This window comes from Clostridium sp. UBA4395 (genome assembly GCF_002390995.1).
GTDB lineage: Bacteria > Bacillota > Clostridia > Clostridiales > Clostridiaceae > Clostridium_J > Clostridium_J sulfidigenes.
Genome location: NZ_DGRF01000018.1, coordinates 1 through 25,476, shown reverse-complemented (window position 1 = coordinate 25,476; position 25,476 = coordinate 1). Strand labels below are relative to the sequence as shown.

The window sequence follows — 25,476 nt, the reverse complement described above, 5'->3', positions numbered from 1 at the left end:
TTTTTTAATGCATTTTTCTATTGAATATAATTCTATGTACAATATATAATCTGAGTAGATAGAACAAAACTTTGACATAAAATAAGTGTAAGATCTACATATCTGTATTGGGGGATTAAGAGATGACGGATAATGAAAAAGAGTTTTACAATTTATTATCAGAACTTATTTTAAAGGAAGAGAAAAAGGCCAAGGGGAATCCTTAGCCTTTCTTTTCGTGTATTGTATATGCTATAATACTATAGAAATTTAATAAATATATTGGATATTGGAGGAACATTAACAATGAATAATAATGTAAAAAATATAAATAAATTAAGTGAACTTAAAACCTTCTATATTTGTACATGGGGTTGTCAAATGAATGAAGAGGACTCCGAAAAATTATCTGGTGGATTAAAACCATTAGGATATGTAAGAACTGACTCTAAAAAAGAAGCGGATATAATAATCTTTAATACATGTTGTGTTAGGGAAAATGCTGAGCAAAAGGTAGATGGAAACCTAGGGGCTTTAAAAAAACTAAAAAAAGAGAACCCTAATAAGGTTATTGCAGTTACAGGTTGCATGATGCAACAAGAGGGAATGGCAGACAAAATAATAGGTAAGTTTCCTTTTGTAGATATAATTATAGGAACTCATAATGCTTATAAGTTTACAGAATATCTTGGAAGAGCTTTAGGTGGCGAAAGACCTATAGTAGAAATTTGGGATAAAGAAGCAGATATAATAGAAGGAGCTCCTATTGATAGAGCAAGTACTATAAAAGGCTTTGTTACAATAATGTATGGTTGTAACAACTTCTGTACTTATTGTATAGTTCCCCATGTAAGAGGACGTGAAAGAAGTAGAAACTCTGCTGAAATAATAAAAGAGATAGAGAGTATGGTTAAAGAGGGATATAAAGAAATCACCCTTCTTGGACAAAATGTTAACTCCTATGGTAAGGGATTAGACGAAAATATTAACTTTGCAGAACTTTTAAGAAGAATAAATGAAGTAGATGGTATTGAAAGAGTGAAATTTATGACTTCTCATCCAAAGGACTTAAGTGATGAAGTAATTGATGTAATTGCAGCTGGAGATAAGTTATGTGAATCTATTCATCTTCCAGTACAATCTGGATCATCAAGAATATTAAAAAAGATGAATAGACACTATACTAGAGAGCAGTATTTAGAATCAATTAGAAAAATTAAAGAAAGAATTCCTAATGTAGCATTAACTACAGATATAATTGTAGGATTCCCAGGAGAAACTGAAGAGGATTTTGAAGATACTTTAAGTCTAGTTAAAGAAGTTGAGTATGATTCTGCCTTTACCTTCTTATATTCTAGAAGGGGTGGTACTCCTGCAGACTTAATGTTTGACCAAGTAGATGAAAAAGTTAAAAAAGATAGATTCAATAGATTAGTTGAAGTCGTTAATGAAATTTCTGCTAAGAAAAATAAGCTTTATGATGGAAAAATTGTTGAAGTTCTTGTAGAAGGTGAAAGTAAAAGTGATGATACAAAATTAACCGGAAGGACAAGAACAAGTAAACTAGTTAATTTTACTGGTAATAAAGAAAATATAGGTAAGTTAGTTAATGTTAGAATCACTAAAGCAAATTCTTTTTCATTAATAGGAGAAGAAGTATAAAAGCGACTTTGTCGCTTTTTTAAAATAATTATGAAGGAGAGATATATATGGCATTAACTCCAATGATGCAACAATATTTTCAAATTAAAGATAAATATAAAGAATGTATCTTATTTTTCAGACTAGGCGATTTCTATGAAATGTTCTTTGATGATGCTAAGGTTGCATCAAAGGAGTTAGAGTTAACACTAACGGGAAGAGATTGCGGTCTTGAAGAAAGAGCTCCTATGTGTGGGATTCCTTTTCATGCAGCTAAGAATTATATTGGAGCCTTAATATCAAAAGGGTTTAAGGTAGCTATTTGTGAGCAGGTAGAAGATCCAGCAGTGGCTAAGGGAATTGTAAAGCGGGATGTAGTAAAAATTTATACCCCAGGAACTTACACAGAAGCTTCCTATTTAGATGAGAGTAAAAATAGCTATACAGCTAGTTTATATGTGAAAGAAAATTACATTGCATTGGCCTTTTGTGATGTGTCTACAGGGGATTTCTATACTACTGAATTTAAATATAATATTAATGTACTTATAGATGAGCTGTGTAAATTTAATCCTAGAGAGATAATTATTACAGAAAACTTTAATCAAGAGATTATGGATGAAATTATAAGTAGAACATCCTTTTATATATCCCACTTCCAAGATGATAATTTTAATATGGAAGAAGAAGATCTTAAAGAACAGTTCTTGAACATAGAAATAGAGAAATTATCAGAGATAGTAACTAAAACTTGTAATGGATTAATTAGATATATAAAAGAAACTCAAAAGGTTTCCTTGACTCATATAAACCATATAGAGATATATGATATCTGCACATATATGACCATAGATGTTAACTCAAGAAGAAACCTTGAACTGGTGGAGAATATCAGAGATAAAGGAAAAACAGGAACTCTTTTATGGGTTATAGATAAAACAAATACATCTATGGGTGGAAGAAGAATTAGAAAATGGTTAGAAGAGCCTCTAATTATTAAGGAAGATATTTTAAATAGACAAGATGCCATTGAAGAGTTTACCAAGGATATAATCTTAATGGAAGATTTAAAGGAAGCTTTAAATAGCATTTATGATATTGAGAGATTGGTTGGTAAAATAAGCTCTACTGCAATAAATGCAAAGGAACTTATATCATTAAAGCATTCCATTGCTAAAGTTCCAAGGATTAAAGAACTTATTTCTAATCTTACAAGTCATTTAATGAAGGATGTTTATTCTAACTTAGATGAGCTAAGAGATATTTGGACTTTTCTCGAAAGTTCTATTATGGATGAACCTTCTTTGTCTGTTAAGGAAGGTAATATTATTAAAACTGGTTATAATTCATTAGTAGATGAATTAAGAGAAAGTAAAACTAACGGAAAGCTTTGGCTTGCAAATTTAGAAAATGAAGAGAGAATAGCTACAGGTATAAAATCCCTTAAGATTTCTTATAATAAGGTTTTTGGATATTATATAGAAGTTACAAAATCTAATCTTTCCTCAGTGCCAGAAGGAAGATATATTAGAAAACAAACTTTGTCTAATGCTGAAAGATATATAACTCCTGAGCTTAAGGAGATGGAAGATAAAATCTTAGGAGCAGAAGAGAAATTAATTGCTCTTGAATACTCTATATTTACAGAGATTAGAGAGAAATTAGAAGAAAATATAGAGAGAATGAAAAATACAGCTAAGCTTATATCTGAAATTGACTGTATATGGGCTTTGGCTATGGTTGCTAGAGAACATAACTATGTGAAACCTGTAATTAATACTGAGGGAATCATAGAAATTCAAGAGGGCAGACACCCAGTTGTAGAAGTTATTACAAAGGCAAATAGCTTTATATCTAATGATACTACCTTAGATCTTGAAGACAATAGACTTATGTTAATTACTGGTCCTAATATGGCTGGTAAGTCTACATATATGAGACAGGTAGCTTTAATTACATTATTAGCTCAAATGGGAAGTTTTGTTCCTGCCAAAGAAGCAAATGTTTCTATTTGTGATAAAATATTTACTAGAATAGGAGCTTCTGATGACTTAGCTGGTGGTAAGAGTACCTTCATGGTAGAAATGTGGGAAGTATCAAATATTCTTAATAATGCTACCAATAAGAGTTTGGTTCTTCTTGATGAAGTTGGTAGAGGTACTAGTACCTACGATGGACTTAGTATTGCATGGGCAGTTATAGAGTATATATGTAAAAATTCAAATATTAAATGCAAAACCCTATTTGCCACACATTATCATGAATTAACTAAGCTAGAAGGAGAAATTCCAGGAGTGAAAAACTACTCTATTTCAGCAAAAAAAGTAGATAATAATATTATATTCTTACGTAAAATTATAAAGGGTGGAGCAGATGAATCTTATGGTATAGAGGTTGCTAAACTTGCTGGATTACCTTCAGCAGTAATTTCTAGAGCAAGAGAAATTTTAGAAACTTTAGAAGATGGCACTTCAAAAGATATAATCAAAGAAGAAGCGAAAACTGTAATTCCATCTACAGAGAAATTAGAAAAAATAGAAAAAGAAATTTGTTTAACTCAGCAAATAGCTTTTGAAGATGTAGCTATGCAAAACTTAATTGACGAAATTAAATCTATAGATGTACTTAATCTTACACCTATGGATGGATTTAATAAATTATACGATATTATAAAAAAAGCTAAGAATATATAGATAAAATAATTATTTAAGGTGGGTGTATTATGAGAAGAATCAATTTATTATCTGAAAACACTGCCAATAAAATTGCAGCAGGAGAGGTTGTTGAAAGAGCTAGTTCTGTTGTTAAGGAATTAGTGGAAAACAGCCTTGATGCTGACAGTAAAAACATAACTATTGAAATAGAAGATAGTGGCAATAAGCTTATAAGAATCACAGATGATGGACGTGGTATTCATCCTGAAGATATAAAAATAGCTTTTTTGCCTCATGGTACAAGTAAGATAAGTTCCGTGGAGGATATTTACGATATTCAATCCTTTGGATTTCGTGGAGAAGCTCTTGCTAGTATAGCTGCTGTTTCAAAGGTAAGACTAAAATCAAGGATGGAAACTTTTGATTATGGTAGAGAGATCTATATTGAAGGTGGAAAAGTAATCTATGAGAAAGATGTAGGTTGTAATTTAGGAACGGAAATTGAAGTTAAAGATTTATTCTTCAATACTCCAGGGAGACAAAAGTTTCTAAAATCACCTCAAAGAGAAAAATCTATAATAAGTGACTTGGTATTAAAGCTAGCTCTAGGAAATTATAAGACTTCTATATCCTTAATTAATGATGGAAAACAAACCCTTAGAACCTTTAGTGAAGATGAACTAGATAAAACCCTTAGAATTTTATATGGAAAAGAAGTATATGAAAATGTAATACCAATAGAAAACCATAGCGATATTTTATCTGTATATGGATATATTGGAAAAGAGAGTATTAGTAGAGGTAGTAGAAATAGACAAAGCATTTTTGTAAATAAGAGACTTATAAAAAGTTCTTTAATAACTGCTGCGGTAGAGAATGCATTTAAATCCTTTATTATGGTAAATAAATTTCCCTTTTTCGTTATACACATTGATATATTTCCAGAATTTATAGATCCCAATGTACATCCAACTAAAAATGAAGTTAAGTTTTTAGAGGAAAGAGTTTTATTTAAAACTATATTTGATGGAGTTCATAGTGCATTAAAAGAAAGCTTAAAGAAGAGTTTTATTATACCAGAAGAAATAGAGGATTTAGCTATAGTTCAAGAGGATAAACTACATAAAAGTTATACTTCTTCAGAACCTAGTCAAATTGGATATTTAAATGATAATCACTATACTAGTGAGGATAATAATTTAGGTTATAATAAGGATTTTGGATTTAATAAAGAAGCAAATTATAATGACAAACCTTCTTATATAAGAGAAATTCCTATTAAAAATCAAGTTGAACCTAAAGGAGATAATATATATTTTAATAAGGAAATATCAAGGATTCCTAAAATTCCACCAATTAAACTTATTGGACAGTGTTTTAATAGTTATATAATTGGTGAATATTTAGATGAATTGTATTTAATTGATCAGCATGCTGCTCATGAGAAGATATTATTTGAAAAGTATAGAAAAAATATAGGTAATTTCAATGTGGTAAGTCAGATTTTAGCTGTACCTACAATCATTCCATTAACCTTTGATGAATATGCAATTTATAAAGATAATGAACAAATTTTCTTAAATGCAGGATTTGTGGTTGAAAGTTTTGGCGAAAATGATGTGTTAGTTAGAGAGGTTCCAGTGTTTTTGGGGAAACCTCATATAAACAATTTGTTTCATGATATGATAGAAAATATAAAATCCATGGGCAGTGGTTTAACCATAGATATAAAATATGATAAAATAGCTTCTCTTGCTTGTAAGGCAGCTGTAAAGGCTAATGATAAATTGTCCGATGTAGAGATTCTATCCCTCCTCGAAGAGTTAAGGTATATAGATGAACCATTTACATGTCCACATGGTAGACCTACTATAATTAAATATTCATTAAAGGAAATAGAAAAAAGTTTTAAAAGAATTTAGTATGAAGGGATTAAAGCAATGAAAGATTTATTTATATTAGCAGGACCTACTGGTATTGGCAAAACAAAGATTTCAATTCATATTGCCAAAGAACTTAATGGGGAAATAATATCTGCTGATTCTATGCAGATATATAAGAAGATGGATATTGGATCTGCTAAGATATCCAAAGAAGAGATGAATGGTGTGAAGCATCATCTCATTGATTTTTTAGATCCTAGTGAAAACTTCAGTGTGGCAGAATTTAGTTCTTTGGCAAAGGAAACAATTGAAGAAATAAGCAGTGAAAATAAGCTTCCCATGCTGGTAGGTGGCACTGGGCTTTATATTAATTCTCTTATTTATAATTATAGTTTTGCTGAAACTAATAAAGATGAAGCTTATCGCAAAGAACTAGAACAGTTAGCCTTAGAAAATGGAGTAGAATATGTTCATGAGCTGTTAAAAGCCATTGATGAAGTGAGTTATAACAAGTTATATCCCAATGATCTTAAAAGGGTAATTAGAGCTTTAGAGGTTTATAAGGTAACAGGAATTCCTATATCTGAAGCAGCTAAAAATGATGAGATTTTTGATATACCTTACAAAGTTTATTATTATGTATTAAATATGAATAGAGATAAGCTTTATGAAAGAATTAATCATCGTGTTGACTTAATGTTAGACGCTGGTCTTCTAAAAGAAGTAATAAGGTTAGAAAAAGAAGGATATACCACAGATATGCAATCTATGAAGGGGATAGGTTATAAAGAGCTATTACAACATCTTCATGGTGAAGTTTCTAAAGAGAAGGCTATAGAAAATATAAAGCAATTTAGTAGAAATTATGCAAAACGTCAGCTTACTTGGTTTAGAAAAGATCCAAGGGTTAAGTGGATAGACAAGGATGATTTTTCTAATGATGAGGATGTAGCAAAATTTATTATTAATGATTATAAAGAGAAAAAATATAAAGACTAAGTTAATTTTAAATATTGTATAAGATTTATAGCTATGTTAGTATTAGAATGTTATTTTATGTTTAAGGAGCGATTTTTTATGATAGAAAAAACTAAAGAGTTTTTAATAAATAACTTTAAAATAGATGAAGAAGTTTTTAAAGTATCAGAAGAAGCTTTAAAGGATATTCAAGAGCAATTTTCTATGATGGATGATATTCGAGAATATAATCAATTAAAAGTTCTTAGTGCCTTGCAAGCTGAAAGAGTTAGTGATATGCATTTTACTAATTCTAGTGGATATGGTTATGGTGATGTTGGTAGAGATACTTTAGATAAGGTTTTCGCTAGAGTATTTAATACAGAAGCAGCCCTAGTTAGGCCACACTTTGTAAATGGAACTCATGCTATTGGATGTGCTTTATTTGGCAACCTACGACCAGGAGATACAATGCTGAGTATATGTGGTTCACCTTATGATACCTTACATAACATTATAGGAATAACTAAGGATGTAAATATAGGCTCTTTAAAGGAATATGGGGTAAACTATAAGCAATTAGAGTTGACAAGTGCAGGTAAAGTTAATATTGAAGAGGTTCAAAAGACTTTAAAAGAAGACCATAGCATAAAACTTGTACATATTCAAAGATCTACAGGATATGGGTGGAGAAATGCACTGTTAGTAGAGGAAATCGGTGAAATAATAAAGTCAATTAAAGAGATCAAACCAGAAGTAATTTGCTTTGTTGATAACTGTTATGGCGAATTTATAGATACTATAGAGCCAACAGATGTAGGAGCTGATCTTATAGCTGGTTCTTTAATAAAAAATATTGGTGGAGGAATTGCTCCAACAGGTGGTTACATAGCAGGTAAAGAAGCCTATGTAACTCAAGCAGCATATAGATTGACCATTCCAGGTATAGGCGGAGAGTGTGGTTCTACCTTTGGTGTAATGAGAAGTTTATATCAAGGATTATTTTTAGCTCCTCACGTGGCTATGGAAGCTGTAAAGACAGCTATATTCTGTTCAAGGGTAATGGAACTTTTAGGCTTTGAGGTACTCCCCAAATATGATACTAAGAGAAGTGATATCATACAAGCTGTTAAATTTAATGATAAAGATAAATTAATTCAGTTTTGTAAGGGTATTCAAGCTGGTTCTCCAATAGATTCCTTTGTAGAATGTGAACCTTGGGCTATGCCTGGTTATGAAGATGAAGTAATTATGGCTGCGGGTGCATTTATACAAGGTTCTTCCATTGAACTTTCTGCTGATGCTCCAATAAGAGAGCCATATATAACATATCTTCAAGGTGGATTGACCTTTGATCATGGAAAAGTTGGAGTTTTAATGGCTATATCTAGAATATTATCTTAATTAGGAGTTAAATTAATAGATATATAATAAATTTATTTTATTATATAAAAAATATTAAGAAGCTATTATAGCTTCTTAATATTTTCTATAGATTCCTGATAGTTTACCTAAGATTTTGCAATCGTCAACAATTATTGGCTCCATGGTGGAGTTTTCTGGTTGTAGTCTAATATGCCCATCTTCTTTAAAAAAAGTTTTTATAGTGGCTTCATTTTCTATTAGAGCAACTACAATATCCCCGTTAGATGCAATAGAAGTTTTTTCTATTATAGCTAAGTCTTTATCATGGATTCCAGCTTCTATCATACTGTCACCTTGAACTTTAAGTATAAATAATTCATTTGTACTGTTTACAAAGTCAAGGGGGATAGTTAGATAATCTTCTATACTTTCTTGGGCAAGGATAGGAATTCCAGCTGTAACTTTACCTATAATAGGAATATTAATCATTTCTTTTTTATTATGAGGTTCTTGCAGTAATTCTATTGCCCTTGGTTTAGTTGGGTCACGTCTTATTAAGCCTTTTTTCTCAAGTCTAGTAAGATGACCATGAACCGTAGATGTTGAACTTAAATTTACAGCTTCACAAATTTCTCTTACTGAAGGGGGATATCCTTTAGTATTAACTTGATTTTTAATAAACTCATAAATTTCTGATTGTTTACCACTTTTAATTTCAATCATGAAAACACCTCTCAATCTAGATAATTATACCATAAGAAATAAATAATATCAAACCTTTGTTCTCATAAAGGAAAATTATTGTAGTAAATTTAAATAAAAACTGGAGATGAAAAAATGGAAAATTTTTTAGAATTAAATATAAATGCGGAAATAATAAAGGTATTGGAGGAATTAAAAATAATCAAGCCAACTCTAATACAAGAATTATCAATTCCTAAAATATCAGAAAATATGGATGTGATAATGCAAAGTGAAACAGGCAGTGGTAAAACCTTGGCTTATTTGCTACCACTAATTGAGAGAATTGATTATGAAAAAAGAGAAAATCAATTTATAGTCTTAGTTCCTACCCATGAATTAGCCCTTCAAGTAAATGAAGTTTTAAGTACTTTGGGAGATAAATCTTCTTTGAATATAAAGTCTACAGTTATCATGGGGGATGTAAATATAAAAAGACAGGTTGAAAAACTAAAGGAAAAACCTCAATTTGTAATAGGTTCTTCAGGAAGAATACTAGAGCTAATAAAAATGAAAAAAATAAGTGCTCATACAGTTAAAACTATAGTAATTGATGAGTGTGATAAACTTTTAGACAAAAATAATTTAAATATAGTTAAGGATGTTATAAAAACTACACTTAGAGATAGACAATTAGTAATGACTTCTGCCACTTTAACAGAGGAAGCTTTAAGTATAGGGGAAAGCTTAATGAAATCCCCTAAAATCATAAAGTGTAATGATGATTCAACTATAAATCCTAACATAAACAATTTATATATAGTTTGTGATAGGCGGGATAAGATACTTATTCTTAGAAAATTAATGGCAAGTATAAATCCTAGAAAAGCTATTGCCTTTATTAATAAAAGTGATGAAATAGAAATATTAACTACTAAGCTAAAATACCATGGACTAAAGGTGGATGGAATACATGGTAGTTTTGTTAAAAATCAAAGACAAAAAACCATGTTAGACTTTAAATCAGAGCGTATAAACCTTTTGGTATCTTCAGACTTATCTGCAAGGGGATTGGATATAGAGGACGTTACTCATATATTCAATGTAGACTTACCAGAAGATATAAATACTTATGTGCATAGAAGTGGTAGAACAGCTCGTGGAGATAAAAGCGGTACTGTTATATCTATTATTTCACCTAAGGAGATAGCGCAATTGAAAGCTTATAGTAAAAAACTGAATTTTAATCTTACTGAGAAGACTATATCTCACGGAAATATTGAAGATGTAGCTGTTGTGGTTAAAAACTATAAGAAGAGTAATGCACCTTCAGATAAAAGGTCAAAACCATCTGAGAAATCATCAAAACCTAGGAAGAATACTACTAAAAAAGACAAAAGAGATAAAAGATAGGTATAAGGATAATATAAAGTATATCTTATGCATATAATCTAATAGAGTTCTATCTAGGGAGGAATTATGTCTAGACATTTTACAAATGCAATTTACTTAAGTGATGAAGTGGAGAACATTATAAGGAGTTCTAAATTCCTAGGAAAGGGCAATAATGGAGTGGTATATAGAATTGATAATAATAGAATTATAAAAATATTTAATGATAAAAAAGTTTGCGAAACAGAGTATATAATTCTTAAATCATCTATGCATCATCCATCCTTTCCTAAGGTTTTTGACTATGGAGATTTTTTTATTGTAAGAGAGTTTGTAGATGGGATAAGACTTGATAAGTATCTAAATCATAACCCTCTAAATCAGAAACTAGTAAGAAGCCTAGTAGATTTAATAAATGATTTTAAAGAACTTGGTTATAAAAAGTTAGATATACGTTGCAAGGATCTTTATGTACAAGAGGACTTTTCTATCAAAGTTATAGATCCAAAGGATAACTTTGATAGGGAGATGCCTTTTCCACGGCATCTGATGAGAGGTATACTAAAGAGAGATAGTATAGGTGAATTTTTTTATTATCTACAAAGAATAGATAGGAATCTATACGAATCTTGGAGAAGTCAATTTAAAGAATATCTAAAAAAATTAGCTGAGAAAGATAAAAAGCTCTAAGAATGACAGTCTTAGAGCTTTTGTGTTTAATTTGATAATTTTAATCAAAAATTAACTAATTATAGGTTTTATTTTAAAAGATACAATGGTAAACTTATCTAGTAAAACATATAAACCTATGAAAGGAGACGTTTTAAATGAAAAAAAGTACATTAGGAACTTTGATTATTACAGCAATACTTTCCCTTGCATTAATAGGATGCAGTACCTCTAATAAGACTAGTAAAGAGGAAACTAATACTGGAAGTAATGATAATAAAGAAATATATCTTTCAAAGGAAACGGAGAAGAAGGAAGGGGATAAAAATCCAGTGGCTACCATAGAAATGGAAGACGGAAAAACTATAAAGCTGGAGCTTTATCCCGAAATAGCACCTAATACCGTTAGAAACTTTATAAGTCTTGCTAATAGTAAATTTTATGATGGTCTAATATTTCATAGAGTAATTTCAGGCTTTATGATTCAAGGTGGAGATCCAGAAGGAACTGGAATGGGTGGAACTGACTACTCCATATATGGTGAATTTACAAATAACCAGTTTGAAAACACTCTTTTACATACTAAGGGTGTTATATCTATGGCTAGATCAAATGATAAGAATTCTGCTGGATCTCAATTTTTTATTATGAGCAAAGACGCCACTCATTTAGATGGAGACTATGCAGCCTTTGGTAAGGTTATAGAAGGTATGGATGTAGTAGACTCTATAGAACAAGTAGAAACTGGCAATGATGATAGACCTAAGAAGGATATAAAAATTAAATCCATTTCAGTAGATACCTTTGGAGTTACTTATAATGAACCTGTAAAATATACAAAATAATTTTAAATAAACCTAGCTGTGTTATGGCTAGGTTTATTTTTTTATAAACTGAGTTCTTTGCTTCAGAGAGATTTTCGAACTGAAGCTTACTAACAGACTTCTTAGTATCAGTATTTTTAATACTAAGAAGTCGTTGTCTTTTAGGAGAAAACGTAGCTGCTCGTTGTTCTCATCGGATAAATACACTGCTACCTCTTTTTGAAGTGTTTAATTTTCCTACGTATACACATTTTTCATCTACTTCCTCTTTTATTACTACTTAATTATTTCAATATAACTATCATTCAATATAATGTTAGTTATATTGAATGATAGTTATAATAATTTGCAATAAAAATATATTTACATGATGTACACGTATTGTAAACATGTATAAAATACTTGTTTACAAAGGTAAAATAATGTATACTTAAATCAAGGTGTAATTTTATAAATTTTAAGGATGTGTAATTAATGGATTCAATTTTAAGCGTAAGGATAAGCGAGGAACTAAAAGAGAAATTTCAAAGTTTAGCTGAGGTAGAGGGGATAAATAATAAAGAATTCATGGATCTTATAATAAGGAACTACGAATTAAACAAAGCTTCAACGGGTACAGACTTTATCAAAAGCGATGTAGAAGAGTTACAGAGCATAACAAAAAGAATTTTAGATATATACATAAATATGATAGAAAAGAGCAAGGTTAAGAACTCTGAAGTTATTAATAGTTTTAAAGGAACTTTAGAGGAAGAGACTAATAGAAGTGAAAAATTAAAGGTGAATATAGAAGGTTTAAAAAAAGAACTAGAAGATTTAAAGTCTCATAATAAAGAACTAAAGGATTCGTTAAAGGAATATAAAGAACTTTTAGAAAAAGAGAGAGAAGATATCAAGGGATATAGAGAGTTAAACCTCATGTTAAAGGATAAGGTAAATGAGTTAAATGCCTATAAAAATGAAGCAGAAAGTTTAAGAGCGATAAACCGAAACATGGAAGAGAACTTAAAAAACCTAGAGAGAGAAAAGGAAAGCCTTACTAATAAATTAAATGAGGAATTAAATCATAGTATTGCATTAGAAGATGAAATTCAGGATATGAAGAGTTCTTATGAAAATAAGATTAAGCAGATCTCAGAGGAGTTTAGCAGAGAATTAAGATTAAAAGATAATGAAATAAGGATTTCTATGCAAAAAGAAGTGTTGCAAAAAGAGGAAGAGTACAGAAAAGAAATTTGGTCTATGAAATCTCATTATGATGATAAAATTTCTAAATTGATGGACGATAAAGAACAATTACTACTGAAAATAAGAGATGATATAAACAACAATAAATAATATAAAAAATAGTATAAAAAATGCTGAAGTATTTCTAATTTTTAAATTAGGTAGGCTCCAGCATTTTTGTTATTTACCTTCTGTATAAGCATGTTCTAGTATATCTAAATATTCAGTAAAACTATCCTTGTCTTCTTTAGAAACGTTTTCTAATGAATAATCGAGAAATTTACATCTTTCCATAATTACTGCTTCTAATATGTTATGTCCCTTTTCTAAACCTTCTATTCTAACTATTCGTCTATCTTTTGAATCTCTAACTCTCTTGACAAGATCCTTACTTTCCATTCTATCAACTAAATCAGTGATGGTGCTAGGGGCTTGATATAGTTTATTGCTAAGTTCACTAATGGTTACTTCTTTATGATTTACTATAATTTGTAAAGCTTCAAATTGTGCAGGAGTAATATCATAATCTTCCAATATAGTTCTTCCTTTTTTCTTTATATAAAAGCATACTCTTCTTAATAGTTTCTCTATCTTTTCTATTTGTGGATCTTCATAAATTTTCAAAAAATCACTCCTAAATTATATTATAAAAAACGTTAAAGTTTATTATACTTCTGTATTATTATACACTTTCTTTCGAATATAGTCAATTAATTACAATTCAATGATAAAATTCAATAAAAAACAGCATCTTGAATTAAAATCAAAATGCTGTTTTTGTATTTTAAATTAATTATGTAAGAATTTATTATTCTTGCATTTTAGCAATACTATCAAGACATTCTTCACAAATATTTTTACCTTTGTAGTTTTTAACGTCTCTAGCATTACCACAGAATAAACATGCTGGCTCATATTTTTTTAATATGATTTGATCTCTATCTACATAAATTTCTAAAGCATCTTTTATCTCGATGTCTAAAGTTCTTCTTAACTCTATTGGAATTACTATTCTTCCTAATTCGTCTACTTTTCTTACTATACCTGTTGATTTCATAATATTTTCCTCCTAAATGTTTGTTATTTATTTTTTCATAAGTATAAGTGGGATTATATATAACTATTATATATAATTATTGTAATTTGTATACATTATTAAATTATCCAATTCCCATTAAATTATACATTAATAGTTAATATATATCTATTATAACTTATTCTTTTAAATTTTAACAGAGATTTTTTGCATTTGTCATATTTTACAAATGCAAACCTTACCTATAGTTGGTAAATTGTACATCTATACCATAGTCTTTAGATTTTAATAGCTGCATTGTTTCTTGTAAATCATCCTTATTCTTTCCAGATATTCTTAACTGATCATCCATAATTTGAGGCTGAACTTTTATTTTACTAGCCTTAATATCTGCCACCATAGCTTTAGCTTTCTCAGTAGAGATACCTTTTATTAATTTACAATTAACTTTAGCTGTACCTAGAGAACCTGAATCAATTTTACCAACCTCAAGAGCTTTGGAAGAGACACCTCTTTTAATAAATTTCCCCTTAAGTATATCGATTACAGTATCTAACTTAAACTCATCGTCAGATATGATCTTAACTTCATCTTTTAGTAAAGTTATTTCTGTCTTAGTGCCTTTAAAGTCATATCTTTGTTTAATTTCCTTTAGAGCTTGATTAATAGCATTGTCAACTTCTTGCATATTAATTTCAGAAACCACATCAAAGGAATATGAACTTGCCATACTTAGAACCTCCTTAAAATAATCTATATGTAAAAAACATATAAATATATAATAATTTATATATTTAAAAATGTCTATATAAATTTTAAAAAATTTAGATTTATTTTTAGTTGATGTTTTTCAATAGTTTTGTTAAAATAGTCTAATGATTTAATAAAGATAAAACAGGAAGTGATGATAATGAAATACTGTATTTTTGATGAAAAGAAAGTATGTAATGATTGTGGAGAGTGCAATGTATGTGAATACAATAGAGATAAGATCTGTGATAACTGTGGTAAATGTCTAGAGATTGAAGGATATGATGTTAAGGCTGTAAAAATAGATGAGGTATTTGAAAAGAATAAAGAAGAAGAAATTAAAATCGATTTGGAAGACTTTAGTGATTTTGATACAATTGAAGAAGATGATAGCTTTCAAGAAGATGTAGTAACATTAGAAGAAGATGAAATACCATATATAGATGCTCTAGATGATGAATCTAATTGGGATTATATATCTGATGTAGAAGGCATGGATGAACTTATGGAGGAAACGGGTACAGATGGACTGCTACATGAAGAATATCCAGGTTTATATGTAGTAAATAATAAAAGATAGCTACACAAAACTATTAAATATGATATAATAGTTTTATAATATTTTACTACGGAGGTACAAAAGAATGAGCATTACTATTCTTAATTAATTTTGTAAGCATAACAAAATAAATACTTATTACAGTTTAAATATAGTTTTATGTTTTTTGTTGTGCAATTAATTAGGCAGTGGTAATCTATTCTTTTAATTCTAATCATATAATAAGTATAATAATGTTTTGATAGGCGAAGGTATGTAACTATAGTTTGCTATAATTAATTTATTTTAATAGTTTCTATTAACCCTTAACCAGTTTATATTATATGAATTAATAATAGAGTTGTAAGTTTGGTTTTAATTGCTTATTGTGATTAAAACCTTTTTTGTTTCTTAAAATTGAAGTACCACCATTGCCTTTTGATAGACTTTATTAAAAGGAGTGTTATAAATGGGTAAAATAATTATAAAAAATATTTCTAAATCCTTTCAAAATCGTACAATTTTAAAAAATATAAGTTTTGAAATAGGAGATAATTTTAAGATAGGTCTGATAGGAGAAAATGGCGTAGGTAAAAGTACCTTAAAACAAATAATAACTAAGGAGATTTCCTACGATGAAGGAAGTGTTAATTATATTCCTTCAAATATTCTTATCGGAATTATAGATGAAAAATTATATAATGGTAATACTTTTTTAAGTGGTGGTGAAGCTACTAAAAAAGAAATTCTTAATATATTTCATAGCAACTATGATTTGTTTATACTAGATGAGCCTACAAATCATTTAGATTTAAGTGGTGTTCAATGGTTAGAAAGGCTTATAAATTCTATAAACAAACCTATGATTATAATAAGTCATGATAGGTTTTTCTTGGATGAAGTTACAAATAAGACCTTCGTTTTAAGTAATAACGGAATAAAAACCTATGAAGGTAACTATTCTTCCTATGAAAAACAGCTATTAATGGAAAAGATAACCAATAAAAATTTATATAACAAACAACAACAGGAAATAAGAGCTTTGAAAGAAAATATCAGTCAAAGAAAACAATGGTTTAACAAAGCACACAAAATGGCGGGTACTAATGACCACTTAAGGGCATTAAGTAAAAAGCATGTTTCTATAATGAGATCAAAAGAAAAAAAGTTAGAAAAATTAAAAGAAAATGGAGTTGAAAGAATAAAGGATAATTCTTCAATTAAACTTATACTTAATAATAATAATAGTTTTAAAACAGCCATAAGAGTTGAAAATCTTAGTAAATCCTTCGATAAGAAATTATTATTTAAAGATGGGAATTTTACTATAAACGGTGGAGATAAAGTCGGCATCATTGGCAATAATGGTAGTGGGAAGACTACATTACTAAATATTCTTCTAGGTGAAGATAAGAATTACATTGGTGATGTTTATTTAAACACAAATATGAAAATTAGCAGTTTATCTCAATATCTAGAAGTAGTAAATGAAGAAATAACTATATTAGACTATTTATTAACCACCAATGAAACTGAAAATATAATTCGGTTATATTTAGGAAGTGTATTTATAAAAGGGGATAGAGTAAATACATTAATTAAAAACTTAAGTATGGGCGAAAAATGCAGAGTAATATTTACTAAAATAATTATTGAAAATCCTGATTTAATAATTCTTGATGAGCCAACTAATTATATGGATATCTTATCTAAAGAAAGTGTAAGTTTGCTTTTAAAAAGTTATTCTGGAACAGCTTTGGTAGTTTCCCATGATAGACATTTAATTTCTACAGTATGTAATAGAATTCTAAAAATAGAAAATAACAAAATTATTAATTTTACTGGAAATCATACTGAGATAATTGAGTTTTTCACTTGTAATAAGACTAGTAATAGTAAATTAAAGGTTAATAAAGATGAAATATTAATACTTCAGTGTCGACTTTCTCAGCTAAGTGGTTTACTAGATGATCCTTCATTAGAAAAGGATGCTAAGTTAAATTATGAAAAAGAATTTTTGAATACGAGCAGGCGTATATCTGAATTGAGAGATATAAAATATAAAAAGTAATAAAAAGAAGGATAGTAGCCATAGATTTGATAGCTGCTATCCTTCTTTATTATTCATCCCCTAAGGGGTGAGTGTTAATAGCCTCTCTTAGGGTTTCATCATCAACATGAACATATATTTGAGTAGTACTTACATTTTCATGACCTAATATCTCTTGGAGAGTTTTAACATCTACACCACCATGTTTATGAAGTAATGTTGCAGAGGTATGCCTTAATTTATGAGGTGTGTATTTATCAGTATCAAGACCTGCTGCACCTACATATTTTTTTATTATTCTTTCTACAGTACGTTTATTAATTCTTCTATACTTTCCACTTATGAATAGAGCCTCTCTATCCTCACTATGAACTTTATCTGCAATATCATTTCTTACAACAAGATACTTATTTATAGCCTTAATTGATGCTCTATTAAGATAAATAGTCCTTTCTTTATTTCCTTTACCAATGACAGTAAGGGTATCACCTTTAATATTGGCAATATTGATGCTGCAAAGTTCTGATAGTCTAACACCACAGTTTAAAAATAGGGTAATTATACATAAATCCCTAGGTGAATTTTTATCTCTATTATTAGCTACAGCTAATAAATCTCTACTTTCATCTAAAGTTAAGTAAATGGGGGAGCGCTTTCCTATTTTAGGACTTTCTAAATCTAAAGTAGGATCTGTAGGTATAATTTTAGCTTTAGAACATAAATAGTGAAAAAAGGACTTTAGAGAGGCAACTTTTCTTGCTTTTGCATAGGTTCCATTTTCTCTCATATTCTCTAAAAAGGATAGATAGGTGTAAAAATCAACCAATTCTAAATTTTTAAGATAATCAGAAGAGATGTTATCAATAGGAATATTTTCAAAAATTACATCCTGTGATAAAGGTACTTCATTATTATGTACTTTAAGAAATTTAAAGAATAAAGTTAGATCATAAGCATAGGCAACTAAAGTATTGCTAGAAACACCTTTAACAGAAGAAAGGTAACTTAAATAATCCTTTAGTATTTTGGGTAGAGAATTATCTTGCATATAATTTAATTTCGAATCCATAAAATCCATTCCCCTTTAATTTTTATAGCATAATGTCGCGAAACTTACATTTCACGACATTAATTATTCTATGAAGAGAGGTAAAAATCCTTTAATTTTTTAAAAACTTTTCTATTTTAATTTTTTCTTCTAAAATTTTATAATCTATATTACTCACAGAATCAATCAAATGTATTTTTAAAGATCCACTTCCCTGAAACTTTTCTACTATTTTATTATAAGCAAGTTCACCACATACTCCCATAATACAGAAAGCAGTTACCGTTGCATCAAAGATTTTATGACGATTAGCACCAACTAAAACTCCTATAATTGATGAAAGCATACATCCTGTTCCGGTGACATTTCTCATAGATGGATGTCCATTTCTAATAATATATACAAAATCTTTATCTGCAACTATATCTATAGACCCTGTAATGGCTATAATTGCCCCTAGATCCTTAGAAAGCTCCGTAGCTAGAGTAATTGCACCTGCTATATTATCTTCCGTTATAGACTCAATTTCACTGGCATCTACACCCTTACATATAGTTTTTTTCTTTCCTATAGTTTTTATTTCAGATATATTACCTTTTATAACTTGAAAATCTACAGTGTTTAAAAGTTCCTTTACAGCCTGTTGTCTAAAGGATGATGCACCAATACCCACAGGATCCAATATTACAGGATGCTTTAATTTATTAGCTCTCCTCCCTGCCTTAATCATGGCTTCTAACTTTCTTGGATTTAAAGTACCTAAATTCATTACTAAAGCATTACATAAGGTGGTTATCTCCTCTACTTCCTCTGGATCATCTGACATAATAGGAGAACCACCACAAGCTAAGGTTATATTAGCACAATCATTAGCTGCTACATAATTAGTTATATTGTGCACAAGAGGGTTGGTTTTTCTTGCTGAATCTAAAATATCTTTAATCATTTTATATCCTCTCCCTAAGATCTATTTTAAAATACTAAGATGTTAAGCTCTAATTACCTTTATTAGAAACTTTATCTAATACTCCTGTTTTTTTAAGAGCTATTAAAAATAGTACAGCAATTAGTGTGCCACCAATAGAGCTTATGCTAAATGGCACCACAAAGCCCCATAGAGCCGCTTCCTTTGATAGGATAAACTTTGCTACCGGATAGGCTATTAAAGCTCCTATTACCCCTGTACCGAAGATTTCTCCTATGGATGCAATAGTTATTTTTTTATTATATTTATATAGGATTCCAGCCAAAAGAGCTCCACACATACTTCCAGGAAAAGCTAGGAAGGTACCTGTACCAATAAGCACTCTAATTATGGAAGTAAGGAAAGCTATAGCTACTCCATAAAAAGGACCTAAAATAACAGCTGATAAAACATTTATCAAATGCTGAACTGGAGCACATTTTGCAATTCCTACTGGTATAACAATAGCTGTAGATAAAATTACTCCCATGGCAATGAAAATTCCAGCTAAAGTTAGTTTTTTTGTTTTTAACATTACATATCATCCCCTCAAAATCAATATTTTTAAATTACTTACCCTCCCCTATATGAACAAAAATAAAAGGCATACCAACTAAGTGGTATACCTATAATTATATAAATCTACTTCCTACGTTGGCATTATCCAAATCAGGTACGGTCGAAGTTTACACTCCCTCTCAGCCTGTACACAAGCTCCCGAATATTAAGTTAACTAAATATTATCATAATGAATTACTATAGTCAATTAAGGATATACTTGCTATTTTAGAAAAATAATATGCTATAATTATTTTAAAGCCTTGAGTCATTATTTAAAGCTATATACATAAAATTTTCAAGGAGGATGATCTATGGAAAATAAACAAGCCACTCTATCTATTATTTTAGTAGTAATATTAGGTTGTATTATTATGGCCTTAGTGGAAATTTTAATTGTACCTAATTATTTTACAAAGTCTTTAATAAAAATATGTATCTTTTTACTATTGCCCTTAATTGTATGTATAAAACAGAGAGCTATTTCCTTTAAAGCACTTTTTAAAGGAAGTAAAAAAAGCATATTTTTTGCACTTATATTTGGTATAGTTGTATATGTATTTATACTAGGAGCTTATTCTATTCTAGGTCCATTTTTTGATTTTTCTATGGTCACTACTAATTTAGAGAATAATTTAGGAGTAACTAAAGAAAACTTTTTATTTGTAGCACTATATATTACATCAGTTAATTCCCTATTGGAAGAGTTTTTCTTCCGTGGTTTTTCCTTCTTATCTTTAAAACAGGTAAGTTCAAGAAAAGCTGCTTATATTTTTAGTGCTTTAGCCTTTGCAATTTATCATGTGGCTATTATGAATAATTGGTTTACTCCCCCACTGTTCATTTTGCTTATAGTTTCACTATTTATAGCTGGACTTCTTTTTAATTACCTTAATGAAAGGTTTAATAATATTTATGTCTCATGGATAGTTCATATGTCCGCTAATTTAGCTATTAACACTGTGGGATTTATCCTCTTTGGCATCATAAAAATAAGCTGAAATGCATTGGCCTTTCAGCTTATTTTATATTATACGTTTATTTCTACTTCTTCACCTAATTCATTTTTATGAGCTTCTAATATAGGGTTTATATATTCCTCTATAAAATCAACTACCTGCCCACTAGATCTTCCAGTAAACTTACTTGGATCTATTATAGATAGAATCTCTTCTTTTGATAATCCAAAGGATTCATCAGCTAATATTCTTTCTATTAAATCATTCTTTTCTCCAAACTCTTTTACTTGTCTTGCAGCAGCTAAAGAATGAACTCTTATTTTTTCATGAAGTTCTTGTCTATCCCCTCCACGCTTAACAGCTTCCATCATAATATTTTCTGTAGCCATAAATGGTAACTCGCTATTAACATGGGCAGCTATTACCTTTTCATATACCACCATATTAGAAGTTATGTTTATATACAGGTTAAGCACTCCATCAAGAGCTAAGAAAGCTTCTGCAACGGATATACGTTTATTAGCAGAATCATCTAGTGTTCTTTCAAACCATTGAGTTGCAGCAGTAATTGCCGGGTTAAGAGAGTTTACAATTATATATCTTGAAAGTGCACTAATTCTTTCACTTCTCATAGGATTTCTCTTATATGCCATAGCTGAAGATCCTATCTGATGCTTTTCAAAAGGTTCTTCCATTTCCTTCATGTTTTGAAGAAGTCTCATATCATTACTAAATTTGTATGCACTTTGTGCTACTTCAGATAATGTATTTAATATTATAGAATCTAATTTTCTAGAGTAAGTTTGGCCAGTAACAGGATATGCTTTTTCAAAGCCCATTTTTTTACATACAATTTTATCAAGTTCTTTAACTTTTTCTTCATCATTGTTAAATAAAGACATAAAGCTAGCTTGAGTTCCTGTTGTTCCCTTAACTCCTCTAAATTTCATTTTATCAATTGCAAAATCAAGGTTTTCTAAATCCATTAATAACTCTTGCATCCAAAGAGTAGCTCTCTTTCCTACAGTTGTAAGCTGAGCCGGTTGAAGATGTGTAAATCCAAGAGTTGGAACGTCTTTATATTTTAAAGCAAACTTGCTTAGTTGATCTAACACATTTATTACTTTTTTTCTAATTAATATAAGAGCATCTCTCATAATAAGTAGGTCCGTATTGTCACCTACATAACAGCTAGTAGCTCCTAGATGTATTATTCCTTTAGCAGATGGAGCTACAACCCCATAAGCATATACATGACTCATTACATCATGTCTAACTTCTTTTTCTCTAGCAGCAGCTAATTCATAGTCAATGTTTTCAATATTGTCTCTAAGCTCTTTTATTTGTTCATCAGTAATATTTAATCCTAATTCTTGTTCTCCCTCAGCTAATGCAACCCAAAGTTTTCTCCAAGTTTTAAATTTCATTTCCTCAGAAAAAATATAGCTCATTTCCTTAGATGCATATCTAGAATTTAATGGTGAATTATATGTATCTCTCATAGTAACCTCCGTACAAAAATGTTTTTTTATCTAATATCATTCACTATTATAACATATTATATAAATATAAGTCCAATTAAAATTCGTGTTATTTATAATAATAGGTTATTCTCATTGTTCTATTTTATCCAAATATATCATATATATTAAACATAAAATATATTAATGGATTTAAACATATCATAATATAATTAAAATGGGGGGAAGTTTTTATGTGCAAAATTAATTTATTAGACAAAATATCATTTGTACTTGTTATTATAGGCGCAATTAATTGGGGAATATTTGGACTCTTCAATTTTGATCTTGTTCATTTCATCTTTAGTTTTTCAGATATGCTAGTTAGAGCAATATATATATTAGTAGGACTAGCAGGCATAAATATGATTAGATTTTTATATTGTCTCAATAAAAAATAGTATCTTTAATATTAAGAAATAGTTCTATATGTAAATATTTATATATGGAACTATTTCTATTTTTATGTAGGAAACTATTAAACTATGAAAAAATATAAATAGTTAAATAGTTGTACTGTTCATGGGGATCTCAGAGGATGTGTCATTGGAATATTAGAATAAAATAGACTCATTTAGCCTCTATACCAAAGAATAATGGTATAATATTTTACGGAAATATATACTTATTGGAGGGATAACATGAAAATTGCTTTTATTGGTGATACTCATCATAATGAAAGAGCTTTAAAAGTAGCTTCAAAATATATAAATAATTTAAAATCTGATATAGTTATTCATCTAGGAGATTGCATAGAAGACGTAAAACTCTTAGAAAAAACTTTCAAAGGTGAAATATATGTAGTGGCTGGAAACTGTGATTTTTCTAATACATATCCTAAAGAAGATACTATTACTATTAATGGACTAAAAATTTTCTTTACCCATGGAGATTTATATAATGTTAAAAGTACCATGAATAGTATAGCTATAAAAGCAGAGAGCATTGGTGCAGATGTGGTACTCTTTGGTCATACCCATATACCTCTTAAAGAAGAATATAGAAATACTATATTTATGAATCCTGGCAGTATCCCTAAGCCTTCTCCATGGGCTAAAGGAAAATATATAGGCTTCATAGAAATTGATGATGAGGGAGTTATAGTTACTGCTGAATTAAAGAGCGTAGAATTATAAAATAAAAGCCATCTTTTCGAAGATGGTTTTTATTTGTGTATGAACTTTTTACTTAAATTCTATCCAATATCTTTGAGTTACTTCATTTCCATTAATAACTTCATTTTCTAGAATTCCACCATTATTCATAATGGTTTTAGCTGAACCTACATTATTTTTGTCACAAGTAATTAATACCTTATTTATGCCTAATTCTTTAGCTATGGGTAGTGCTAGAGTTAACATTTGAGAAGCATAACCTTTTCTCCTCTGAGAAGGTCTTATTCCATATCCAATATGTCCTCCATATCGTAATAAGTAATCATTTAGCCTATGCCTAATATCTATAGCACCATAAATTTTATTATGATTATCTATCAGAAAATACATAGAAGAAGGAACCAGTCCTTTCTCATACATCCTTTCTGATTCATATTCTTCCCACTTATTTACTAACTCTTTGAAACTCATGCTATCTCGTTTAGCTGCATTTGGAACAATCTTCTCTTCAGTAGCTTCCCATTCAGTAACATAGTTTATATATTCTTTCTCCATAGATAATGAGGGTTTAACTAATTTAAACAACTATCTCACTCCTTGTCATATTATATATTTATTAAAGCTTTAATCTATATTTTAATGCCCTTCTCTTTTAAATAATTAAATATACATTCTTTATCTTTTAATCCTTTGAATAATATTGCCTCATAAATGTAATATCCACTGGTAAATGGAGTTCTTCCTTCTTCATTTATAATGGAGTTTTTTACATTTAAGATTAAGCTCCTGTTTTCTTCATTTAAATTTTTAATTACTTTAGAGATATAGTTTTTATTAAATTCAAAACTTTCTTTATCTACAATCCACAAATCCATTTTCCAAGTTTTATCGGTGATCTTACTTTCATATTGGATTCCCCAATAAAATCCCTTTGGAAGTCCTTTCTTAGGGTAATTAACAAAGTCTTGAAATTTCATTAGTTTAATGTTCTTTATCTTTGCAAGTTCACTCCCCATTTTAAAGAAATTATCTAAAGAAAATTCTTCTCCATTCATTACCATGTTCATATCAATATCTTCCCAGGCCATTAAATTAAATCTATAACTACCAGTATAATTAACTTGTCCATATTTCTTTAGAATAGAGTCAATACCTTCTTTATAAATTATATCTTCAGCTTCTTTATGTAATTCTATAGCACGATTTAAATAATTCATTATTTCACCTCTCTCACTATTTTAATTGTGTAATAATTTATTTTCAATTTCAAATTTACATGATAAAGTTCCTTGATGAAAAAACATTTTCCATTTTCCATCGCAATATTTCCATATGGAACTACGAAGAGAATATTTTTTATTTTCATCAGTTTCATTATGCTTTATTACTTTATACATGGCTAATATACAATCCTTTGATAATTCTTTTATATTAAAATCTAAGATTTCCCACTGTAATGTAGTATCATCAGCTTGATCTTGATATATATCTCCTTTTTCATAATAATATTCTCTTCCTGAGCCACAAAATTCGATAAAATCATCTGTTAATATATCATTTATCTTTTGTGCTGATTTTCTTACTTCTGATTTTAGTAAATTATTCTCTAATTCTAATATATGTTCTTTGATATAATTCATTATTTCACCTTGTATAATGAACTCAT

Annotated in this window: 25 protein-coding genes and 1 riboswitch; of the genes, 14 read left to right on the top strand and 11 right to left on the bottom strand. The window is 29.1% G+C overall.

Annotated features, from left to right (window positions below):
* The first annotated feature begins 285 nt into the window (after window positions 1-285).
* The 5 genes from miaB to B2694_RS01715 all read left to right on the top strand — a co-directional run bounded on the left by miaB (window position 286) and on the right by B2694_RS01715 (window position 8,518).
* Entirely contained in the window at window positions 286-1,641 is a 1,356-nt protein-coding gene (gene miaB / locus B2694_RS01735) for a tRNA (N6-isopentenyl adenosine(37)-C2)-methylthiotransferase MiaB (RefSeq protein WP_346884292.1), read from the top strand.
* Between the two features lie 47 nt (window positions 1,642-1,688).
* A complete protein-coding gene (gene mutS / locus B2694_RS01730) occupies window positions 1,689-4,313 on the top strand; it encodes a DNA mismatch repair protein MutS (RefSeq protein ID WP_346884291.1) in 2,625 nt (874 codons plus the stop codon).
* A gap of 29 nt (window positions 4,314-4,342) precedes the next feature.
* On the top strand, window positions 4,343-6,196 hold the full coding sequence (gene mutL / locus B2694_RS01725) for a DNA mismatch repair endonuclease MutL (RefSeq protein WP_346884290.1): 1,854 nt from the start codon (window positions 4,343-4,345) through the stop codon (window positions 6,194-6,196).
* Between the two features lie 18 nt (window positions 6,197-6,214).
* On the top strand, window positions 6,215-7,156 hold the full coding sequence (gene miaA, locus B2694_RS01720) for a tRNA (adenosine(37)-N6)-dimethylallyltransferase MiaA (RefSeq protein WP_346884289.1): 942 nt from the start codon (window positions 6,215-6,217) through the stop codon (window positions 7,154-7,156).
* A gap of 78 nt (window positions 7,157-7,234) precedes the next feature.
* Window positions 7,235-8,518, top strand: a complete 1,284-nt coding sequence (locus B2694_RS01715) for a methionine gamma-lyase family protein (RefSeq protein ID WP_346884288.1) — start codon at window positions 7,235-7,237, stop codon at window positions 8,516-8,518.
* Window positions 8,519-8,593: 75 nt separating this feature from the next.
* Here B2694_RS01715 and lexA read toward each other — a convergent pair whose 3' ends face one another.
* Window positions 8,594-9,202 carry a transcriptional repressor LexA gene (gene lexA / locus B2694_RS01710; protein ID WP_035132284.1) on the bottom strand — a complete coding sequence of 203 codons (609 nt, stop codon included), beginning with the start codon at window positions 9,200-9,202 and terminating at the stop codon, window positions 8,594-8,596.
* A 114-nt stretch (window positions 9,203-9,316) separates the two neighbouring features.
* On the opposite strand from lexA, the gene B2694_RS01705 reads away from it, so the two are divergent.
* The 4 genes from B2694_RS01705 to B2694_RS01690 all read left to right on the top strand — a co-directional run bounded on the left by B2694_RS01705 (window position 9,317) and on the right by B2694_RS01690 (window position 13,383).
* Window positions 9,317-10,573, top strand: a complete 1,257-nt coding sequence (locus tag B2694_RS01705) for a DEAD/DEAH box helicase (RefSeq protein WP_346884287.1) — start codon at window positions 9,317-9,319, stop codon at window positions 10,571-10,573.
* A 66-nt stretch (window positions 10,574-10,639) separates the two neighbouring features.
* Entirely contained in the window at window positions 10,640-11,242 is a 603-nt protein-coding gene (locus B2694_RS01700; protein WP_346848149.1) for a protein kinase, read from the top strand.
* A gap of 137 nt (window positions 11,243-11,379) precedes the next feature.
* Window positions 11,380-12,066 (top strand): peptidylprolyl isomerase, encoded by a 687-nt coding sequence (locus tag B2694_RS01695; RefSeq protein ID WP_346884286.1) that lies wholly within the window; start codon window positions 11,380-11,382, stop codon window positions 12,064-12,066.
* Between the two features lie 453 nt (window positions 12,067-12,519).
* Entirely contained in the window at window positions 12,520-13,383 is an 864-nt protein-coding gene (locus B2694_RS01690; protein WP_346884285.1) for a hypothetical protein, read from the top strand.
* Between the two features lie 69 nt (window positions 13,384-13,452).
* Here B2694_RS01690 and B2694_RS01685 read toward each other — a convergent pair whose 3' ends face one another.
* The 3 genes from B2694_RS01685 to B2694_RS01675 form a co-directional block, all read right to left on the bottom strand.
* A complete protein-coding gene (locus B2694_RS01685; protein WP_035135877.1) occupies window positions 13,453-13,896 on the bottom strand; it encodes a MarR family winged helix-turn-helix transcriptional regulator in 444 nt (147 codons plus the stop codon).
* A 184-nt stretch (window positions 13,897-14,080) separates the two neighbouring features.
* A complete protein-coding gene (locus B2694_RS01680; protein WP_035135880.1) occupies window positions 14,081-14,329 on the bottom strand; it encodes an AbrB/MazE/SpoVT family DNA-binding domain-containing protein in 249 nt (82 codons plus the stop codon).
* 217 nt (window positions 14,330-14,546) lie between these two features.
* Window positions 14,547-15,038 carry a YajQ family cyclic di-GMP-binding protein gene (locus B2694_RS01675; RefSeq protein ID WP_150845522.1) on the bottom strand — a complete coding sequence of 164 codons (492 nt, stop codon included), beginning with the start codon at window positions 15,036-15,038 and terminating at the stop codon, window positions 14,547-14,549.
* 180 nt (window positions 15,039-15,218) lie between these two features.
* Here B2694_RS01675 and B2694_RS01670 point away from each other — a divergent pair, with 180 nt between their 5' ends.
* Both B2694_RS01670 and B2694_RS01665 read left to right on the top strand, forming a co-directional pair.
* Entirely contained in the window at window positions 15,219-15,638 is a 420-nt protein-coding gene (locus B2694_RS01670; RefSeq protein ID WP_346884284.1) for a hypothetical protein, read from the top strand.
* Window positions 15,639-16,065: 427 nt separating this feature from the next.
* Window positions 16,066-17,667 (top strand): ABC-F family ATP-binding cassette domain-containing protein, encoded by a 1,602-nt coding sequence (locus B2694_RS01665; RefSeq protein WP_346884283.1) that lies wholly within the window; start codon window positions 16,066-16,068, stop codon window positions 17,665-17,667.
* A 49-nt stretch (window positions 17,668-17,716) separates the two neighbouring features.
* Here B2694_RS01665 and B2694_RS01660 read toward each other — a convergent pair whose 3' ends face one another.
* The 3 genes from B2694_RS01660 to thiW all read right to left on the bottom strand — a co-directional run bounded on the left by B2694_RS01660 (window position 17,717) and on the right by thiW (window position 20,193).
* Window positions 17,717-18,715: a tyrosine recombinase XerC gene (locus tag B2694_RS01660; RefSeq protein ID WP_346884282.1), complete on the bottom strand. Its 999-nt coding sequence runs from the start codon at window positions 18,713-18,715 to the stop codon at window positions 17,717-17,719.
* Window positions 18,716-18,806: 91 nt separating this feature from the next.
* Window positions 18,807-19,640: a hydroxyethylthiazole kinase gene (gene thiM / locus B2694_RS01655; protein ID WP_346884281.1), complete on the bottom strand. Its 834-nt coding sequence runs from the start codon at window positions 19,638-19,640 to the stop codon at window positions 18,807-18,809.
* 49 nt (window positions 19,641-19,689) lie between these two features.
* Entirely contained in the window at window positions 19,690-20,193 is a 504-nt protein-coding gene (gene thiW, locus B2694_RS01650; RefSeq protein WP_346884280.1) for an energy coupling factor transporter S component ThiW, read from the bottom strand.
* A 94-nt stretch (window positions 20,194-20,287) separates the two neighbouring features.
* A riboswitch (TPP riboswitch) is annotated at window positions 20,288-20,389 on the bottom strand.
* Between the two features lie 141 nt (window positions 20,390-20,530).
* Here thiW and B2694_RS01645 point away from each other — a divergent pair.
* A complete protein-coding gene (locus B2694_RS01645) occupies window positions 20,531-21,217 on the top strand; it encodes a type II CAAX endopeptidase family protein (RefSeq protein WP_346884279.1) in 687 nt (228 codons plus the stop codon).
* A 29-nt stretch (window positions 21,218-21,246) separates the two neighbouring features.
* Here B2694_RS01645 and purB read toward each other — a convergent pair whose 3' ends face one another.
* Window positions 21,247-22,677: an adenylosuccinate lyase gene (gene purB, locus B2694_RS01640; RefSeq protein ID WP_035135775.1), complete on the bottom strand. Its 1,431-nt coding sequence runs from the start codon at window positions 22,675-22,677 to the stop codon at window positions 21,247-21,249.
* Between the two features lie 212 nt (window positions 22,678-22,889).
* On the opposite strand from purB, the gene B2694_RS01635 reads away from it, so the two are divergent.
* Both B2694_RS01635 and B2694_RS01630 read left to right on the top strand, forming a co-directional pair.
* A complete protein-coding gene (locus B2694_RS01635; RefSeq protein ID WP_035135773.1) occupies window positions 22,890-23,096 on the top strand; it encodes a DUF378 domain-containing protein in 207 nt (68 codons plus the stop codon).
* A 240-nt stretch (window positions 23,097-23,336) separates the two neighbouring features.
* Window positions 23,337-23,831 (top strand): metallophosphoesterase, encoded by a 495-nt coding sequence (locus B2694_RS01630; protein WP_346884278.1) that lies wholly within the window; start codon window positions 23,337-23,339, stop codon window positions 23,829-23,831.
* A gap of 48 nt (window positions 23,832-23,879) precedes the next feature.
* Here B2694_RS01630 and B2694_RS01625 read toward each other — a convergent pair whose 3' ends face one another.
* Genes B2694_RS01625 through B2694_RS01615 form a run of 3 tightly spaced genes read right to left on the bottom strand, consistent with a single transcriptional unit; the run spans window position 23,880 to window position 25,450 of the window.
* Complete coding sequence (locus B2694_RS01625) at window positions 23,880-24,395, bottom strand: GNAT family N-acetyltransferase (RefSeq protein ID WP_414632700.1); 516 nt, start codon at window positions 24,393-24,395, stop codon at window positions 23,880-23,882.
* A gap of 44 nt (window positions 24,396-24,439) precedes the next feature.
* Complete coding sequence (locus tag B2694_RS01620; protein ID WP_346884277.1) at window positions 24,440-25,027, bottom strand: hypothetical protein; 588 nt, start codon at window positions 25,025-25,027, stop codon at window positions 24,440-24,442.
* Window positions 25,028-25,048: 21 nt separating this feature from the next.
* Window positions 25,049-25,450 (bottom strand): DUF4440 domain-containing protein, encoded by a 402-nt coding sequence (locus B2694_RS01615; protein WP_346884400.1) that lies wholly within the window; start codon window positions 25,448-25,450, stop codon window positions 25,049-25,051.
* Window positions 25,451-25,476: the final 26 nt, after the last annotated feature.

Bases quoted from the DNA above. Each gene is read 5' to 3' on its own strand.
- B2694_RS01700 (WP_346848149.1), top strand. From the start codon at position 10,640: ATGTCTAGACATTTTACAAATGCAATTTACTTAAGTGATGAAGTGGAG.
- B2694_RS01715 (WP_346884288.1), top strand. From the start codon at position 7,235: ATGATAGAAAAAACTAAAGAGTTTTTAATAAATAACTTTAAAATAGAT.
- B2694_RS01620 (WP_346884277.1), bottom strand. From the start codon at position 25,027: ATGAATTATTTAAATCGTGCTATAGAATTACATAAAGAAGCTGAAGAT.
- B2694_RS01705 (WP_346884287.1), top strand. From the start codon at position 9,317: ATGGAAAATTTTTTAGAATTAAATATAAATGCGGAAATAATAAAGGTA.
- mutL (WP_346884290.1), top strand. From the start codon at position 4,343: ATGAGAAGAATCAATTTATTATCTGAAAACACTGCCAATAAAATTGCA.
- B2694_RS01615 (WP_346884400.1), bottom strand. From the start codon at position 25,450: ATGAATTATATCAAAGAACATATATTAGAATTAGAGAATAATTTACTA.
- miaA (WP_346884289.1), top strand. From the start codon at position 6,215: ATGAAAGATTTATTTATATTAGCAGGACCTACTGGTATTGGCAAAACA.
- miaB (WP_346884292.1), top strand. From the start codon at position 286: ATGAATAATAATGTAAAAAATATAAATAAATTAAGTGAACTTAAAACC.
- B2694_RS01630 (WP_346884278.1), top strand. From the start codon at position 23,337: ATGAAAATTGCTTTTATTGGTGATACTCATCATAATGAAAGAGCTTTA.
- mutS (WP_346884291.1), top strand. From the start codon at position 1,689: ATGGCATTAACTCCAATGATGCAACAATATTTTCAAATTAAAGATAAA.
- thiW (WP_346884280.1), bottom strand. From the start codon at position 20,193: ATGTTAAAAACAAAAAAACTAACTTTAGCTGGAATTTTCATTGCCATG.
- B2694_RS01690 (WP_346884285.1), top strand. From the start codon at position 12,520: ATGGATTCAATTTTAAGCGTAAGGATAAGCGAGGAACTAAAAGAGAAA.
- B2694_RS01665 (WP_346884283.1), top strand. From the start codon at position 16,066: ATGGGTAAAATAATTATAAAAAATATTTCTAAATCCTTTCAAAATCGT.
- B2694_RS01670 (WP_346884284.1), top strand. From the start codon at position 15,219: ATGAAATACTGTATTTTTGATGAAAAGAAAGTATGTAATGATTGTGGA.
- B2694_RS01635 (WP_035135773.1), top strand. From the start codon at position 22,890: ATGTGCAAAATTAATTTATTAGACAAAATATCATTTGTACTTGTTATT.
- purB (WP_035135775.1), bottom strand. From the start codon at position 22,677: ATGAGAGATACATATAATTCACCATTAAATTCTAGATATGCATCTAAG.
- B2694_RS01695 (WP_346884286.1), top strand. From the start codon at position 11,380: ATGAAAAAAAGTACATTAGGAACTTTGATTATTACAGCAATACTTTCC.
- thiM (WP_346884281.1), bottom strand. From the start codon at position 19,640: ATGATTAAAGATATTTTAGATTCAGCAAGAAAAACCAACCCTCTTGTG.
- lexA (WP_035132284.1), bottom strand. From the start codon at position 9,202: ATGATTGAAATTAAAAGTGGTAAACAATCAGAAATTTATGAGTTTATT.
- B2694_RS01645 (WP_346884279.1), top strand. From the start codon at position 20,531: ATGGAAAATAAACAAGCCACTCTATCTATTATTTTAGTAGTAATATTA.
- B2694_RS01680 (WP_035135880.1), bottom strand. From the start codon at position 14,329: ATGAAATCAACAGGTATAGTAAGAAAAGTAGACGAATTAGGAAGAATA.
- B2694_RS01675 (WP_150845522.1), bottom strand. From the start codon at position 15,038: ATGGCAAGTTCATATTCCTTTGATGTGGTTTCTGAAATTAATATGCAA.
- B2694_RS01660 (WP_346884282.1), bottom strand. From the start codon at position 18,715: ATGGATTCGAAATTAAATTATATGCAAGATAATTCTCTACCCAAAATA.